We start from the raw sequence: 15201 nt of genomic DNA, 5'->3' as shown, positions 1-15201 counted from the left end.
CTCAGCCCATCGCTCCCGCGTGGACATTCGCGACAAAGCGAGCCAGCGCTCTGCCGACCTCGTCAGGCGCCTCCTCCTGCAGAAAGTGCGCGCCCGGAATCATGACCGTCTGCTGGTTGGGCCAGGCGCGGCAAAACTCGCGCTGCGCGCCAATCAGAAAACCGGCCGGTTCGGCGTCGATGAAAAGTTTTGGTATCGGGCTTGCGGAGAGCCACCGCGCGTAGTCGTCGACGATCGCCACCACATCTGCCGGTTCGCCGGCGATCGGCAGATCGCGCGTCCAGGCCAGCATCGGCATGCGCGAGAGACCGGGATTGCGATAGTGGCGCCGGTAGACCTCGATCGCCTCCTCGGGGATGTGGCGCAGCGGCAGCAGATATTCGATGAACAGATTCTGCCGGAGGATCATGTCCTCGCCGCGATCGGTCCGCTGTCCCTGAAAGAAGGCGCGCGTGGCCGCGGGCCATTCATCCCAGGACGCGAACGGACGCACGATCCCCTCCATGTAGGCGATCGCCTTCACGCGCCCGGGGTTGCGCCGAGCCCAATCGAAGCCCAGCGCCGAGCCCCAGTCGTGGACGACGAGGATCACGTTCTTCGTCAAGCCCATCGCCTCGAACCAGGCGTCGAGATAGCGGCGATGATCGACGAACCGGTAATTTCCATCAGGCGCAGGACCGGAATTGCCCATGCCCACATAGTCCGGCGCAAGGCAGCGCCCATAGGGCAGCAGGTACGGGATGATGTTGCGCCACAGATATGACGGCGTCGGATTGCCGTGCAGGAAGACGATCGGATCGCCCTCGCCGGCATCGACGTAAGCCATGTTGGTATCCAGCACCGCCACACGCTTCCGGTAGGACACCTCCTCGGTCGAGATCGGGGAATGGGTCATTTGGGAATCTCCTCTGCTCAGGCGTGCGGAACCCCTGCTGCCTTCGACACCTGCTAACGTAATTAACAGGTGTTTGTTGCAGAAACCAGTAAAAAGATTATGCTGGTGTTATGAGACTTTCGGAAAAATTCCCGGTTCCGGGCGATATCGCGTTGCTGTACGATTTCGTGAACTCGGTCGACCTGCGCCGATATGTCGAGCAGGGCGTCGCGCATGAGCCCGGTGACGAGCTGGAGACGCCGGCGCAGCTCGAAAAATGGCTGCAGACACGTGGCCTGCTAAAATCCGGCACCCGGATTTCGCACGCCGAGCACCGCGAAGCGCTGGAGCTGCGTACCGCCCTCAGACAGTTCCTGAGCTCATCGCCGGCACAGCAGAGCGCGGCGGCCATCGAGCTTGAACGCGCCGCCGCCCGCTTTCCATTGTCGGTCACGGCTTCCCGGAAGCGTTCGCTCGATTTGCGGCCGGTCGTGCGGCGTGCGAGCAGCGGGCTTGGCGGCGTTCTGGCCGAGCTCGTGCGCCTGTCCGACAGCGGCAGGCTTGAACGTATGAAGATATGCAGTTCCGACGAGTGCCACTGGGTCTTCTACGACCGCTCCAAGCCGGGCAATCGCCGCTGGTGTTCATCGGACCGATGCGGAAACCGGGAGAAGACCCGAGCCTATCGCGACCGCCAGCGCCGCGGCGATTGATGGCTTTGTCGGCCTGGGGCAACTGCTCGCAGATTATTCCGTGGCCTGCACCGGCAACGTGCCGGCCTGACTGCGACCGGCTTCAGTCGCATCCCACCAGTCACCGAGGGCGTCAAGCAGCGGCACCAGTTTGAGACCAGCCGGCGTCAGGTCATATTCCACGCGCAACGGATATCCCTCGAATTCAGTACGCGCGACAATGCCGGCGTCCTCCAGCTTGCGAAGCTCCAATGTGAGCATCCTGTGCGAGATGGTGGGGTTGTCCCTGCGCAAATCGCTGAAGCGTTTGGTGCCCTGCTTCAGATAGTAGATCAGCAGACCGGGCCAGCGACCGCTGATGACCTGCATCACTTCTTCGATGGGACAGCGGGAGACGAGATCTTTCATCCGATGACTCGTGGTTACAAAAAGGTGCGTAATTTACTTGGGCAGCGCGATCCGTAGTTTCCAGTCACGCTGCGCAGCGTGATCGACAGAAATCACGGAGAACAAACCAGTGGAACCGATTCTCACTTATGGCTTCCCCGCCGGAAGCTCGATGGGGCTTGTCGCCGCGCTTGAATGGCTTGGCAAACCCTATTCGCTCTGCCGGGTCGATATGCTCGGCGAGATGCGCGATCCTTCCTATGCCCGCATCAATGCCCGGCATGAAACGCCGGTCTTGATTACGGATGCAGGGCGGGTGCTGACCGAGGCGATGGCGATCGCCAGTTGGCTGGAGGCAAGAGACAGCGAACGACGCATCAGCTTCGAACCGCTTTCGCCGGAAGCAGACCGGATGCACCAGCTCATGGCCTTTGTTAACACCGGCTTCACCGGCGCCTTCTCGCCGCTATGGGTCGCCCTGGAGATGGCGAAACCGAACCCGCAACTGCAGGCATCGCTGCGTGAGTTCGGCTCCGCGCGGGTGATCGAACGGCATGACAAGCTCGAAGCCATGATCGGCGATCAATCCTTTCTCATGGGTGAGCGCCCGACGCTGGCCGATGGCATTCTGATCGGCGTCGCGCGATGGCTCGACTTCCATCAGGTCGCTGATCCCTCGCGCTGGCCAAAACTCGCCGCCTTACGCCGGCGCCTTGATGCCGACCCAGCCGTCATCCATGCAACGGCGCTGGAGAGCGGAGACATTGGTTCGGGATCAGGCGCTTGTGTCGGCCACATCCCGCTCGCGGATGTCATCGAACGGTTCGGCGACTGAGACCGCAAATGCGCCCTGGCAGGGCCACCGTCATTGCGAGCGAGGCGACCCGCGCTCGCGCAAATCGTAGATTCCATGAGGCGGTGAGCGTGGCCTTTCCGATAAGGTTTGGGTTTCCACACTCGAACCCCTCGGAGAGTCAGATGCAAGCATCCACCGTAGCCGCGCCCACCGCCGGGCATATTGGCACAATTTTCGTTGCAATCGAACTGAGCCAGCGGAGCTGGCGGGTCGCGCTGCACAGCCCGGACAAGGACAAGATATCGCACCACAAGCTGGAGGGTGGCGATCATGCCGAGCTGTTGGCGTTGGTGGGTCGGGTTCGGGAGCGGGCGGCTCGAACGCTGGGAGGCGTTCCGGCGGTGGCGAGCTGCTACGAGGCGGGCTACGACGGGTTCTGGCTGCACCGGCTGCTGCTGGCGGCCGGCATCACGAACTACGTGTTTGATCCCGCCAGCATTGCGGTGGACCAGCGGGCGCGGCGGGTGAAGACCGACCGGATCGATGGCGAGCGGATGCTGCGCACGCTGATGGCGTATCTGCGCGGCGAGCCGCGGGTGGTGCGGATCGTCCGGGTGCCTGCCGCCGAACAGGAGGACGCCCGCCGCGGCAGCCGCGAGCGCGACCGGCTGATCAAGGAGCAAACCGCGCACACCAACCGGATCAAGGCGCTGCTGCGCCTGCTGGGCATGACGGTCGGGAACCCGCGCCGACGCGACTGGCTGAGCTGGCTGGCGGCGCAGCGGGATTGGCAAGGCCAGGCGGTGCCGCCGCGGATGCTGAGCGAGATCCGACACGAGCACGCGCGGCTGATGCTGGTGCGCGATCGGCTCGATGCGCTCGCGCAGGAGGCGGCCGCAGCGGAGCCAATGCCTGCGGAAGCCGAGATGACCCGGCGCAGCGAACTGCTGCGCCGGCTCAAATGCCTCGGCCCGGCGTTCGCGACGACGCTGACCAGCGAGGTGTTCTACAAGGACTTCCGCAATCGCCGCGAGGTCGGGAGCTATTTCGGGCTGACGCCCAGTCCGTGGCGGAGCGGCGGCATCGACCGCGACCAGGGCATCAGCAAGGCGGGCAATCCGCGCGCCCGCTGTGCCGCGATCGAACTGGCCTGGCTGTGGCTGCGGCATCAGCCGGACAGCAAGCTGACCCTGGAGTACCGCAAGCGCACGCTCGATGCCGGCAAGCGCATCAAGCGCGTCGCCATCGTCGCCCTGGCGCGCAAGCTGATGGTGGCGCTCTGGCGCTACCTCACGACCGGTCTCGTGCCGGAAGGCGCGGCGCTCAAGGCTGTAAAGATCTAACCACTTCAACGAATGCGTCAGCGTCGCGGCATCTGCCGCGGTCAGCGCGGGATGGATGGTGACCGTGCCACCCTTGGGCCAGCAAACAGGCTGTTTCGTAGATGGGTCTCATCCTCGTGGCTTCCTCGCCGCATGCATGCGGAATGTGGGTACGGACAACGGTCCGACCGGATATGAGGTGATGCAGTGAGCAACTGCATAAATCGCCGGAAGCCAGTCCCTGAGCGCACCGACCGCGGCGGCACGCTGCGCTACGCATGGCTCCGCGCGCCGCCGCTCCACCGAACGTAAAAATCACATCCAAGCCCTGTCGGGATGCTTGACTCAAAACGCCTCATATGAGGGTGGGCAAAGGCGCGCTTCGCGCCGTGCCCACCATCCGGGACGCCGCTCGCAATGGTGGGCACGCTGCGCTTTGCCCACCCTACAAAATTCTTGCGCCGCTAGTCGAACGCTACGCCAACCCTGTACTCCCTGCGCCAAACGACATGGCAAGGCAGCTTCAATCCGTCCTCAGGGAGGATCAATGTGAATTCATTGGGAATACGGATCAGGTCCGGAAAATCCAGCGCCGCGCCCGTGGTGGATATATCGCGAACGGTACAGGCATACTTATCGCCGCCATACTCGATCTTGGCGGCCTTCATGACACGGACACGTGGCGCAATCCGGGTTTCGACCATCGCGAAAACTCCGCGGGACATCAACATCAAAGGAGATAGCAATTAAAAACCGGACTATGCGGCCGAAAAATTAAATATTCCGGAACGTCGGGGCGCCGGGTCGCGGTCGCGGGGCCAAAGCCCCGCGCAGTGCATATAGCGAACGCACAAGTGACGGCCCGTCCTACTTCCACTTCGCCAGATAGAAGCGCGGCAGTTCGTCCGGGTACGGCGTGAAGTCGAGCTGCTTCGAATGGCCGTAGGTCGTTACGTAGGTGTGCAGCGGGGCCCAGTAGGCCTGCTCGGTGATCTTCTTGATCGCCGCCGAATAGGCCTCCTTGCGCACCTCCGGGTTGATGGTTGATCCGCCCTGGATCAGCGATTTCTGCACGTCGGGGTCGCGCGCGTAGTCGTCGGCGCCGCCATCGAAGAAGTTAGGCATGATGGCAGAGACGTCGTTGATCGAATAGCTACCCCAGCTGCCGAGATACATCCTGAGTTCGCCGGCCTTGGCGCGCTGGATCAGGGCCGCGGTCTGAAGCTGGTTGAGCTTGGCGCGGATGCCGACCGCATGCAGGTAGTTCTGGACGGATGATCCCCATTGCGGCAGCACGTAGCTGGCGAGCTCGACGTCAAAGCCGTCGGGATAGCCGGCCTCGGCGAGAAGCTTCTTTGCCTTCGCGGGATCATAGTCGTAGGTCACCGCGGCTTCGGCGTCGCAGCCGAACTGCGACGGGAAGCATGGTGCGCCCGGGACGCGGCTGCCGCCGGTGACGAGCTTCTCAGCGATCGCCTTGCGATCGATCGCGTGCCAGATCGCCTGACGCACCTTCTGCTTGGTCAGGGGATTGTCGGCGCCGGTGCGGCCGGCGGCGTCGAGCGAGAGATAGCCGATCCGCATCGATTCCTTGCGCACCGCCTGCAGATGCGGCATCCGGTTCACGGCCTCAAGCTGGTCCGGATTCATGTTCCAGATCCAGTCGGCGCGGCCGGCGAGCAATTCGGTCATCTCGGTCGCGGCGTCAGGCACGAAGCGCACGCTCATCTTCTTGATCGTGGGCTTGCCCTTGGGACTGCCGGCCCAGTAATCCTCGAACCGCTCGAAGTCGATGGAGACGCCGGGCTCGACTTTGGTGATCTTGTAGGGGCCCGCGCCGACCGGCGCCTTGGCGTAGCCTTCCGCGCCGACCTTTTCGCGATAGGCCTTGGGGTAGATCGGCAGCACCAGCGCGAAATATTCCAGCGCCGCCGGGTTCGGGCGCTTCAGCTTGACGCGCACCGACAGATCGCCGGTCTTCTCCGCCTTGTCGATCCAGTTGTAGTTTGCGGGCGTCGATACACGGCTCGCCGGATCAGCCACGAGGTTGATCGTGTAGACGACGTCGTCGGCTGTGAACGCGCTGCCGTCATGAAACTTGACGCCGGGCCGCAGCACGAACTCGATCGTGGTCGGGTCCGGCAGCTTCCATTCGGTCGCCAGCAGCGGCTCGAGCTTGAAGGTGTCCGGATTGCGGTAGACCAGCGCGTCCCAGCCCTGGTGGTGCATCACCACGCCGGTGCGAAGGTTGTTGTAGAAGGGATCGAGTTGGGCAGCGCGTCGCGCATCACGATCCGCAGCGTGTCGGCTGATTTCTGTGCCGCCGCCGGCAATGCACCGGCGCCCGAGAGAACCGCCGCCAGAATTGCAACCCGGAGCTTGCTTTGCATGCGCATATCGCTCTCCATTATTTTCCGTTTACAAAGTGAAGCACGCCCTATGCCAGATGACATTCTACCATCCCCGCGGGCGGCCGGACCATGGGCGTTGGTGCCTCATGGCGGCAGCGCTCGACCGCGATGCGGCAACGCGGGTTGAACCGGCAGCCCGGCGGAATATTGGACGGATCGGGCATGGCGTCGCCGAGGCCGATATCCGGTACGCCCTTGCCCGGCTCCGGCGTCAGCACGCTTTCCAGCAGCGCCTGGGTGTAGGGGTGCCGGGGCGTGCGAAACAGGGCGTCGGTCTCGTTGCGCTCGACGAAGCGACCGAGATACATCACCGCGACTTCGCTCGCGACATGCTCGACGACCGCGAGATTGTGGCTGATGAAGAGATAGGTCAGCCCGAGATCGCGGCGCAGATCGGCCAGCAGATTGAGGATCTGCGCCTGCACTGAGACGTCGAGCGCGCTGGTCGGCTCGTCGCAGATCACGATCCGCGGCTCCAGCACCAGCGCACGTGCAATCGCCGCGCGCTGGCGTTGCCCGCCGGAGAGTTGCGCAGGCATGCGCTCGCCCATCGCAGCCGAGAGGCCGACACGCTCCAGAATGCCGCCGACGCGGCGCTCGATCTCGCCGCGCGAGAAGGTGCCCTGGGCCGCCAGCGGCAGGGCCACGATGTCCTTGATGCGCCGGCGCGGGTTGAGCGACGCGAACGGGTCCTGAAACACCGGCTGGATCAGCCGCGCCCGCGCCTTGCGATCGAGATCGAACAGGCTCCTGCCGTCGACCAGCACCGTGCCCGCTGTCGGCTTGAGCAGGCCAAGGATCAGGCGCGCCAGCGTGGATTTGCCGCATCCGGACTCGCCGACGACGCCGAGCACGCTGCCGGCCGGCACGCTGAACGTGACATTGTCGACCGCGATCACGCGCTTTTCCTGCGACATCAGGCCGGTGCGCACGCGAAACTCGCATCGCAGATTCTGAACCTCGATCGCGGCGGTCATGCGGGTTGCGGCTCCGCCCAGTCCGGCTCGAGCCGGCAAAGATAATCATGCGCATCGCCCGCCTGCCGCCGCGGTATCGCGCGCGTGCATGTCTCGTCGGCGTGCGCGCAGCGCGAGCGGAACGCGCAACCGGCAAAGCCTGCGCCGATCGCCGGCACTACACCCGGGATCGAGCCGAGCGGCCGGTCGCGCTGCACGCGGCCCGGCACCGGCACGCAGGACAGCAGGCCGCGTGTGTAGGGGTGCTGCGGCGCGCGGAACAATTCCGCGGTTGGCGCGCGCTCGACCACCTCGCCGGCATACATGACGGACACATGATCGGCGACGCGGGCGACAATGCCGAGGTCATGGGTGATCAGCAGGATCGAGAGGCCAAGCTCGCGCTTGAGGCCCGCAAGCAGCCGCAGGATCTGCGCCTGCACGGTGACGTCGAGCGCAGTGGTCGGCTCGTCGGCGATCAAGAGTTCCGGATCGCACATCAGCGCCATCGCGATCATCACACGCTGGCGCAGGCCGCCCGAAAGCTGATGCGGAAACTGGCCGAGCCGCATGCCGGGCGCGGTGATGCCGACGCGGGCCATCAGTTCGGCGGCACGGTCGAGCGCGGCCGCACGCGTGCCGCCCTTGTGGCGCGTCATCACCTCCGCCATCTGCGAGCCGATGGTGAAGGCCGGGTTGAGGCTGGTCATCGGCTCCTGAAAGATCATCGCCATGCGATTGCCGCGGATGCGCGCCATCTCGCGGTCCGACAGCGAGGTGAGATCGGTGCCGGCAAAGCTCATCTTCTTCGCCGAACGCTGGCCACCGCGGGCGAGCAGGCTCATCACCGCAAGTGCGCTCACCGATTTGCCGCAGCCGGATTCGCCGACCAGGCAATGGGTCTCGCCCCGCTCGACCCGGAACGAGGCGCCGCGCACCGCGGCGGTGCGGCCGAACGTTACCTCGAGCCCTTCGATTTCCAGAAGCGTACTCATCTGAGCCGCTCCGCGCCGAGCAAATTGCGCAGGCCGTCGCCGACCAGATTGATGCCGAGCACCAGAATGAACAGCGCGACGCCGGGAATCATGATCACCCACGGCGAAAAGAACATGTAGTCCTTGCCCTCGGCGATCATCAGGCCCCAGGACGGCAGCGGCGGCGGCACGCCGAGCCCGAGGAACGACAGCGCGGCTTCGAGCAGGATCGCCAGCGCCATCTCCAGCGTCGCCACCACGGCGAGGTGGCTGGCGATGTTCGGCAAAATCTCCTTGATCAGGATATGCGGCATCGAGGCGCCGGCGCACCAGGCGGCGCTGACATAGTCGTTGTTGCGGACCTGCATGGTGGTGGCGCGCGCGACCACGGCGAAGCGGTCCCATAACAGCAGGCCAAGGGTGGCGACGACGAGCCCGAGGCCCGATCCCATCAGTCCGACCACCGCAAGCGCGACCAGCACGACGGGGATAGACAATCGCGTGGTGATGGCGAACAGCACGAAATCATCGACGCGGCCGCCGAAGAAGCCGCCGAGCACGCCGAGCGTGATGCCGATCAGGCCCGAGGTGATGACCGTCATGATGCCGATCAGCAGCGAAATGCGCGCGCCATAAACCAGTCGCGCCAGATAGTCCCGCCCGAGCTGATCGGTGCCGAGCCAATGGCCCGCCTGGGTGCCTTCCATCCAGAACGGTGGCTTGAGGCGGTTGCCGAGGTCCTGGGTGAACGGATCGGCCGGCACCAGCGCGTTGCCGAACAGCGCGGCGAACAGGACGACCCCGACGATGGCGATACCGATCGCGAAGCCCGCGGTGCCGATGCGCGACGCACCGACGCTCGAAGGCTGCGGCGCCTGAATGGCAACGGGTTCGCTCATCCGGTCCTGAGCCTCGGATCGAGCAGCGCATTGAGGATGTCGGCCAGCAGCGTGAGGCCGATATAGAATACGGCCAGCACCAGCACCACCGCCTGCACCACGGGGAAATCATTCTTGGCGATGCTCTCCCAGCCGAGATAGCCGACGCCATGCAGCGCGAACACGGTTTCGATCACGATCGAGCCGCCAAGCATGAAGCCGAGCTGCACGGCGGCAATCGACACCACGGGAATGGCGGCGTTGCGCAACGCGTGCTTGAAGATGATGCGCGCCCGCGACAGGCCTTTGGCGCGCGCGGTGCGGATATAGTCCGAGGCCATCGCCTCGATCATGCCGGAGCGGGTCAGCCGCGTCAGCGCCGGGATCGCGGTGAAGGCGAGCACGATGCCCGGCATCACAAAATGCTGCCAGGTGCCGGTGCCCGAGATCGGCAGTACGCCGAGCTGCAGGCCGAGCACGATCATCAAAATCAGCGCCAGCCAGAAGCTCGGTACCGCCTGCCCGACCATCGTGAACATGGTGACGCTGCGGTCGACCCAGGTGTTTTCGCGCAGCGCCGCCAAAATGCCGAGCGGCAGCGAGATGACCAAGGCAAGGCTCAGGCCGACCAGGCCAAGCGTCAGCGTGATCGGCAGGCGCTTCTGAATCAGGTTGGCGACGCTGTCCTTGAAGAAATAGCTTTGGCCGAAATCGCCGACCATGGCGCGGCCGACCCAGGCGAAGAACTGGACATAGAGCGGGCGGTCGAGGCCATAGGCCTTGCGCACGATCTCGACGTCGGCCTGCGTCGCCGAAGGGCCGGCGATCGAAACCGCAAGATCGCCCGACAGCCGCGTCAGCAGGAACGCAAGCGTCATCACGGTCAGTGCGACCAGCACACCGAGAGCAAGACGCCGGGCGATCAGACGCAACATCAACAAACTCCAGCGCCGACAAGGCGCGCACCCACGTTCCCAGGGCGGCGAAGCAAGCGCAAGTGTCACCAAACTGTCGCGCCATGCAAGAGACGATTGCAACGATATTCCGCCGCGACGACAGACTGTTGCGATGATTGCAATGTGTGTGCCAACGCGGAATGCAATCTCTCGTCCCTCCTTGATCGAGAAACTTGGCCATTCCCGGACCAATTCGGCATTGGGATCCCGCCGGCTCAAGATGTCGCACGGCTTCGGCGCCCTCCCCTGCGTGACCTTTGGAAAGGCTGACGCTCATTTTTCGAGCGATCCGAGCCGAGATGACCCCACACGGCCGCCGGCTGCGCAGCGTCGGGGCTCATTGGCAGCGAACGATTCCGAGCTGGCTGGTGCCTTGCTTGTGGCGCTCGGCCTCATGTGGCCGGGCGGGGTGAGGCGATCATTTTCGCGAACTCCCCAAGGCTAAAAAGCGCAACCTATCCGTCTTGTTCTACGACGTCCCAAATATGTCTCAGTCCGCACCGCAGGATTGACGCAATCCCGACCAAGCGTCGCGCCGCGCATTTGCAGCCTATGCTGCCGCCCGGTGGCGGCGGCATATTGATGCTTTCGCCGAGGACGCCAGCGTTCCAGATGACGACGCAGCCGGGCGTTCTGGTGCGTGGCGGTCTTCCGGGGGCCGTCAGAGAGCACTACCGCAAGAACAACCTCGCGGTCGCGTCGCCGCCGATCGTCCTCGACCTCAGCCCCGGCGCGGACGTGAAGCCGTTCTTCATCACGCCGGGGTGAGCGGAGTGCTCGGCTTCCTCATGCTGGTCGCCGCCGGGGCAGCGACGCTGCGCCAGCGGCGTCTTGCGGCGTCATGAAATGTAACGGCCCGGCGCGAACGCGACGACATCGTAAGACGCGGGCGCACCGCTGATCATGGCCGCAATGGCGGCGCCGGTCGCGGGACCGGTCGTGAAGCCGATGTGCTGGTTGCCGAACGCAAGCCACATGCCGGCATGCCGCGGGGCTGGGCCGATCATCGGCAGGCTGTCGGGCAGCGTCGGCCGCGAGCCGCGCCATGCTTCGCCAACGGCGTCGCCGAACTCAGCCACGCCGCGCGCCAGCGGCACCACCTGATCGATCTGGGCGAAAGAGGACGGCGCATCGCGGTCGGTCAGTTCGACCCCCGAGGTGACGCGGATGCCCTGCTCCATCGGCGTCATGATGAAACCGCCGTCGATGTCATAGATCGGACGCCGCAACGAACGCGCCGGGTTTGGTTTGAATTCGCGATGATAGCCGCGCTCATAGGCCAGCGGCACGCGATAACCGAGCGGCCGCAAGATGTCCGCGGACCACGGTCCCAGCGCGACCACCACATGCCGCGCCGAAATTTCGCCCCCGGCCAGCACCACGCGCCAGCGATCGCCGTCGGGAGTAATCGCCTTGATCTCCGCCTGTCTGACCTCGCCGCCGGCGCCTGCGAACATCCGCGCATAGGCCTTGACCACCGCGCCCGGCGAATCGACCGAGGCGGTCTCCGTGTGCAGCAGGCCCACCTTGTAGACCGGCACGATATCAGGCTCGAGCGCGGAGATGGCCTGGCGGTCGAGCAGTTCGCTGGCGATGCCGTAGTCGGCCAGCATCGCCTGCTCCTGCTTCGCCGACGCGGCCGCATCGCTGCGCCACGCGCGGAGCCAGCCGGTCTCGCGAAGCCGATGACCCGCCCCCGCCTTCACGATCCATTCGCGGTGCAGCTTGGCCGATGCCCCAATCAATCCATGCAGCGCGGTCGCGCGCGGCTCAAACCGTGAGGCCGCCGAATTCGCCAGAAAACGCGCGACCCATCCCGCGTTTCGAACTGCCCAGAGCGAATTCCAGCGCAATGCTGCGTGGCGGTTACCCAGATATTTCGGCAGCGACTTCCACAGCGACGGATTATTGAGCGGCGATACCGAGCCGCTGCTGATGATGCCGGCATTGCCATTGGAGGTCTCGCTCCCCGGCTCGCGCCGGTCGATCAGCACGACCGACATCCCGCGCTGCCGCGCGGCATAGGCTGTTGACACGCCGACGATGCCCGCGCCGAGCACCACGACGTCAGTATTTTGTTCCGGCATCGACTTTCCAGTTACGGTCACGGGAACATTTCATATCATCGCCCTCGCGCCAATGCCCGGCTTCGATGCAATGACGATGCCACAACGGATGGCATCCAGCACGCGGATGAAATTTACCTCTACCGCGGAACCTCAGCCCCGGGATTCCGCCGCACGCTGTGCCTCGGCGACCCAGTACTCTTCATGGGCACCACTCACGGCCTGATCGACCAAATAATGGAAGTCGTTGAGCGCCCACGTCAGCGACTCTCGCGCCTTCATATATTTGTGGGCGACGACGGCTTCGACATCGAGGATGATGGTCGGAAATGGCCCGCCCTTCGGAATCTGCACGACCGGCCGCTTGTAACTGTCCATCGCATCGTCGAACGAGGCGGGATCGGGCCCCGCCGGGCCGTTTTCGGGATCGAGATCCAGCGACCAGACGAATAGCGGCCTGCGGGTGACGATCAACTCGCCGAGCAGGATGGCGACATCCATCACCAGCGAGTACGCGATCTCGGGTCCTTCGCGGCTGGATGAAAGCCAGGTCTTGAACGAGGCGATCTTGCGGTCGTGAATGCCGGGCCACTCTGATTTCGCCCAGCTGTGGAGCGCGTCGAGCAGCGGCTTGTAATCATCGGCAGCGAAACCCACGCGCAGGTCGATATTCTCCTCCGCCAGCAATTCGCCAAGCACGGCCAGCCGCTCTGCACGGTGCGCCAGCAGGTAGTCGAGATTGGCCTGCGCCTGTTCGACGCTCAGCTTGAAATTATCGCCTGGGAATGGCGCCCGGTACGGCGGATAGCTGTCCAGACGCCGCGCCAGTTTGGTCCGTCCCAGTGATGTGAGCCAACGCATCGGTGATATCTCCGCAATCGAATTGAACGAATGCATGAGCTGACATGCGTCAACAGCAAAAGTCGCGCGACAATGCGCGGGGATTGCGTCAAACTTGGGCGTGCTATGCGCCGTTACGAAACCCGGGGGCGGCGCGCTTAGAACCCGCATGCGAGGCATTCCCAGACACCGGGCTCGACCTCGGCTCGGTATTCGGCCTTCCAGTAGTGCGGGTCTTTCGGATTTTCGAACCCCACACCGGGCGCAAGCGCATATCGCCGCCTGAACGGGCGATCCAGCAACACCAACAAATGACAGGTGGGCGGCCACGGACCGGCCGAGCGAATCCGGTTTCCCCGTGCCAGTTCGGCCTGAAGGATCGACTGGAGCGCGCTGCGGAAATGATTGTCCGTCGTAGCCATGCTCCTACCGCGCACGCCCATTCTTGAAGAATGTTCGCTCGGTTTCTCGGGGGGCGCTCCCATCCGCACGCCGCCCGTCGGCCGCGAAATACTCACGCAGCGTGAACCAGTCGAGGGTGGGAAGAAGGTTGCCTTGTGTCATGACTGGATTCTTATCATGTCGCTTGAGATAAGAAAGGACAAGGCCGGCTCAGGAGATTGGCTGAATTGGACATTGAACGCAGCGACTTCGAAATCGAGGAGATCTTCACCGAGAATGGTGATCTCCTCGTGCTCTCGCTCGGCTTCGCATCGGCGCGCGATCCGCTCGACGTCCTGCATTTTGCGTGCGGCCGACAGCGCAGCGGCCGCCGGCCGCCGCCAGTCGAAGACCTGCTCCATATCGAGCGCACCGACCAAGATCAGGCTTGCGACGGCCGTGAGGTGATCAGGCTGGCTGGACACCTCGACCATGTCGAGCTTGTGCTGAGCGATGAAGGCGCGCGGTTGCTACAGCTTCCGCACACCGTCCGGTTCCGCTTCAACGCGCATCCCGAGTTGCTCCCGACCACGCTAGCTCAGTTGAAGGCCATGACAGTTGCGGGACAGGACTGCATCGCGGTGAGCGAGCAGCCGTAGCGGGCCCAACGTGGCGATCAGCCTGGGTATTGATCTCGAACCCGGTTCAGCGCGATCTCTTCCGCTGCGGTGTCGGCGTCAACCTCCGTCACCAGCAGCCGAATGCCCGACATGTCGGCAAACGCCCCGTCGCGTTCCATTCGCACCAATAGATGGCGCAGCGTGTCGAGGAAGCGCTCCGGATAACCAGCATGTTGGGCGCGCTCGACCTCGTAGCGCTCGCGCACGGGCTCGTATCGCTCCCGCCATCCGGGAACGGCCGCAGCAAGTTCGGCCTCGGCGCATTCATGCTCCCAATCGGGCGGCTCCATCGCTGCGCGCGCCGGGTCGATAGCCAGGCTGATGTGAAGATCACCCCAAGCGGAGCTGCAATTGAACGCGAAGCCCGCCAGCCGATCGCACTCCGGCCAGGCGCGCCTCGCCTCAGCCAGGGTGCGCAAGGTCAGCTCGCGCACAAGGGGTTCGAAGCCGGTTGTGATCAGGAACTCCTGCCAGGCCATCGGATTCGTGAGCGATAGCAACTCCAGGGACTTCTCCCGCCAGGGATCGAGGTTCTTGTAATATGCCTCATCGTGAATGGCGGTCAGCTCCACGCCTCGATAGCGATAACGCAGCGGCTCGTTCTCGCCCCACAGCCGAGCATCGACGACGAATTCTCCATGCGGGCAGATCGGGGGCCGATTGGGGTGGTCGGCGAATCGCCCACGCCGATCCATCCCATTCGGGCGCGGTGAGTGCCAATCGATTCGTCTTCAGCGAGAAATCAATGGCCTGCGCACGTGACGACAAGCTGGTGAGCTTTAGAGCCAGCCGAAGGCCGATTTCAAAAGGCCAGCCTTGGCACAAGACTCCAATTAAGAAGAATACTGGCGCGCCCGAAGAGATTCGAACTCCTGACCCCCAGATTCGTAGTCTGGTGCTCTATCCAGCTGAGCTACGGGCGCGTTTTTCGCTTGCACATTTGGGCTTTGGGCCCGGATGCATCCGATATCGTTCGGAGGATCGCGAA

Annotated in this window: 17 protein-coding genes and 1 tRNA gene; 5 read left to right on the top strand and 13 right to left on the bottom strand. The window is 64.2% G+C overall.

Annotation, left to right across the window (positions count from 1 at the left end; genetic code table 11):
- Window position 1 precedes the first annotated feature (1 nt).
- Entirely contained in the window at window positions 2-895 is an 894-nt protein-coding gene (locus LMTR21_RS02960; RefSeq protein WP_065751426.1) for a haloalkane dehalogenase, read from the bottom strand.
- 152 nt (window positions 896-1047) lie between these two features.
- Here LMTR21_RS02960 and LMTR21_RS02955 point away from each other — a divergent pair, with 152 nt between their 5' ends.
- The gene (locus tag LMTR21_RS02955) at window positions 1048-1587 is read left to right on the top strand and encodes a CGNR zinc finger domain-containing protein (RefSeq protein ID WP_187399301.1); all 540 of its coding nucleotides are present in this window, start codon (window positions 1048-1050) and stop codon (window positions 1585-1587) included.
- Between the two features lie 33 nt (window positions 1588-1620).
- Here the strand turns inward: LMTR21_RS02955 and LMTR21_RS02950 are convergent, their stop codons facing one another.
- On the bottom strand, window positions 1621-1974 hold the full coding sequence (locus LMTR21_RS02950) for a winged helix-turn-helix transcriptional regulator (protein ID WP_065751428.1): 354 nt from the start codon (window positions 1972-1974) through the stop codon (window positions 1621-1623).
- Window positions 1975-2083: 109 nt separating this feature from the next.
- On the opposite strand from LMTR21_RS02950, the gene LMTR21_RS02945 reads away from it, so the two are divergent.
- Together LMTR21_RS02945 and LMTR21_RS02940 are read left to right on the top strand one after the other, a co-directional pair.
- Window positions 2084-2788, top strand: a complete 705-nt coding sequence (locus LMTR21_RS02945; RefSeq protein WP_065751429.1) for a glutathione S-transferase family protein — start codon at window positions 2084-2086, stop codon at window positions 2786-2788.
- Between the two features lie 143 nt (window positions 2789-2931).
- Window positions 2932-4092 (top strand): IS110 family RNA-guided transposase, encoded by a 1161-nt coding sequence (locus LMTR21_RS02940; protein ID WP_148635928.1) that lies wholly within the window; start codon window positions 2932-2934, stop codon window positions 4090-4092.
- 443 nt (window positions 4093-4535) lie between these two features.
- On the opposite strand, the gene LMTR21_RS02935 is transcribed toward LMTR21_RS02940, so the two are convergent.
- From LMTR21_RS02935 to LMTR21_RS02910, 7 genes are all read right to left on the bottom strand, one after another.
- Window positions 4536-4775: a PilZ domain-containing protein gene (locus LMTR21_RS02935; protein ID WP_065751826.1), complete on the bottom strand. Its 240-nt coding sequence runs from the start codon at window positions 4773-4775 to the stop codon at window positions 4536-4538.
- Window positions 4776-4938: 163 nt separating this feature from the next.
- Complete coding sequence (locus tag LMTR21_RS02930; protein WP_084030502.1) at window positions 4939-6300, bottom strand: ABC transporter substrate-binding protein; 1362 nt, start codon at window positions 6298-6300, stop codon at window positions 4939-4941.
- Window positions 6300-6467: a hypothetical protein gene (locus LMTR21_RS39880; RefSeq protein WP_187399300.1), complete on the bottom strand. Its 168-nt coding sequence runs from the start codon at window positions 6465-6467 to the stop codon at window positions 6300-6302. The genes LMTR21_RS02930 and LMTR21_RS39880 overlap by 1 nt, the downstream gene beginning before the upstream one ends.
- Window positions 6468-6508: 41 nt before the next feature.
- On the bottom strand, window positions 6509-7459 hold the full coding sequence (locus tag LMTR21_RS02925; protein ID WP_065751810.1) for an ABC transporter ATP-binding protein: 951 nt from the start codon (window positions 7457-7459) through the stop codon (window positions 6509-6511).
- Window positions 7456-8433 (bottom strand): ABC transporter ATP-binding protein, encoded by a 978-nt coding sequence (locus tag LMTR21_RS02920; RefSeq protein WP_065751809.1) that lies wholly within the window; start codon window positions 8431-8433, stop codon window positions 7456-7458. The genes LMTR21_RS02925 and LMTR21_RS02920 overlap by 4 nt, the downstream gene beginning before the upstream one ends.
- A complete protein-coding gene (locus LMTR21_RS02915) occupies window positions 8430-9311 on the bottom strand; it encodes an ABC transporter permease (protein WP_065751808.1) in 882 nt (293 codons plus the stop codon). The genes LMTR21_RS02920 and LMTR21_RS02915 overlap by 4 nt, the downstream gene beginning before the upstream one ends.
- Entirely contained in the window at window positions 9308-10225 is a 918-nt protein-coding gene (locus LMTR21_RS02910) for an ABC transporter permease (protein WP_065751807.1), read from the bottom strand. The genes LMTR21_RS02915 and LMTR21_RS02910 overlap by 4 nt, the downstream gene beginning before the upstream one ends.
- A gap of 603 nt (window positions 10226-10828) precedes the next feature.
- On the opposite strand from LMTR21_RS02910, the gene LMTR21_RS02905 reads away from it, so the two are divergent.
- A complete protein-coding gene (locus LMTR21_RS02905; protein ID WP_141688193.1) occupies window positions 10829-11014 on the top strand; it encodes a hypothetical protein in 186 nt (61 codons plus the stop codon).
- 71 nt (window positions 11015-11085) lie between these two features.
- On the opposite strand, the gene LMTR21_RS02900 is transcribed toward LMTR21_RS02905, so the two are convergent.
- Window positions 11086-12333, bottom strand: a complete 1248-nt coding sequence (locus LMTR21_RS02900; protein ID WP_065751805.1) for an NAD(P)/FAD-dependent oxidoreductase — start codon at window positions 12331-12333, stop codon at window positions 11086-11088.
- 132 nt (window positions 12334-12465) lie between these two features.
- Entirely contained in the window at window positions 12466-13173 is a 708-nt protein-coding gene (locus LMTR21_RS02895) for a hypothetical protein (RefSeq protein WP_141688192.1), read from the bottom strand.
- A 608-nt stretch (window positions 13174-13781) separates the two neighbouring features.
- Here LMTR21_RS02895 and LMTR21_RS02885 point away from each other — a divergent pair.
- The gene (locus LMTR21_RS02885; protein WP_065751802.1) at window positions 13782-14192 is read left to right on the top strand and encodes a hypothetical protein; all 411 of its coding nucleotides are present in this window, start codon (window positions 13782-13784) and stop codon (window positions 14190-14192) included.
- 17 nt (window positions 14193-14209) lie between these two features.
- Here LMTR21_RS02885 and LMTR21_RS02880 read toward each other — a convergent pair whose 3' ends face one another.
- Together LMTR21_RS02880 and LMTR21_RS02875 are read right to left on the bottom strand one after the other, a co-directional pair.
- Window positions 14210-14908, bottom strand: a complete 699-nt coding sequence (locus tag LMTR21_RS02880) for a hypothetical protein (RefSeq protein WP_065751801.1) — start codon at window positions 14906-14908, stop codon at window positions 14210-14212.
- Window positions 14909-15059: 151 nt separating this feature from the next.
- Window positions 15060-15136 (bottom strand) — tRNA-Arg (locus LMTR21_RS02875).
- Between the last annotated feature and the right edge of the window lie 65 nt (window positions 15137-15201).

Source organism: Bradyrhizobium paxllaeri, assembly GCF_001693515.2.
Classification (GTDB): Bacteria; Pseudomonadota; Alphaproteobacteria; order Rhizobiales; family Xanthobacteraceae; genus Bradyrhizobium; species Bradyrhizobium paxllaeri.
The sequence above is the reverse complement of the archived record's forward strand: the minus strand, read 5'-3'. Positions and strand labels throughout refer to the sequence as shown.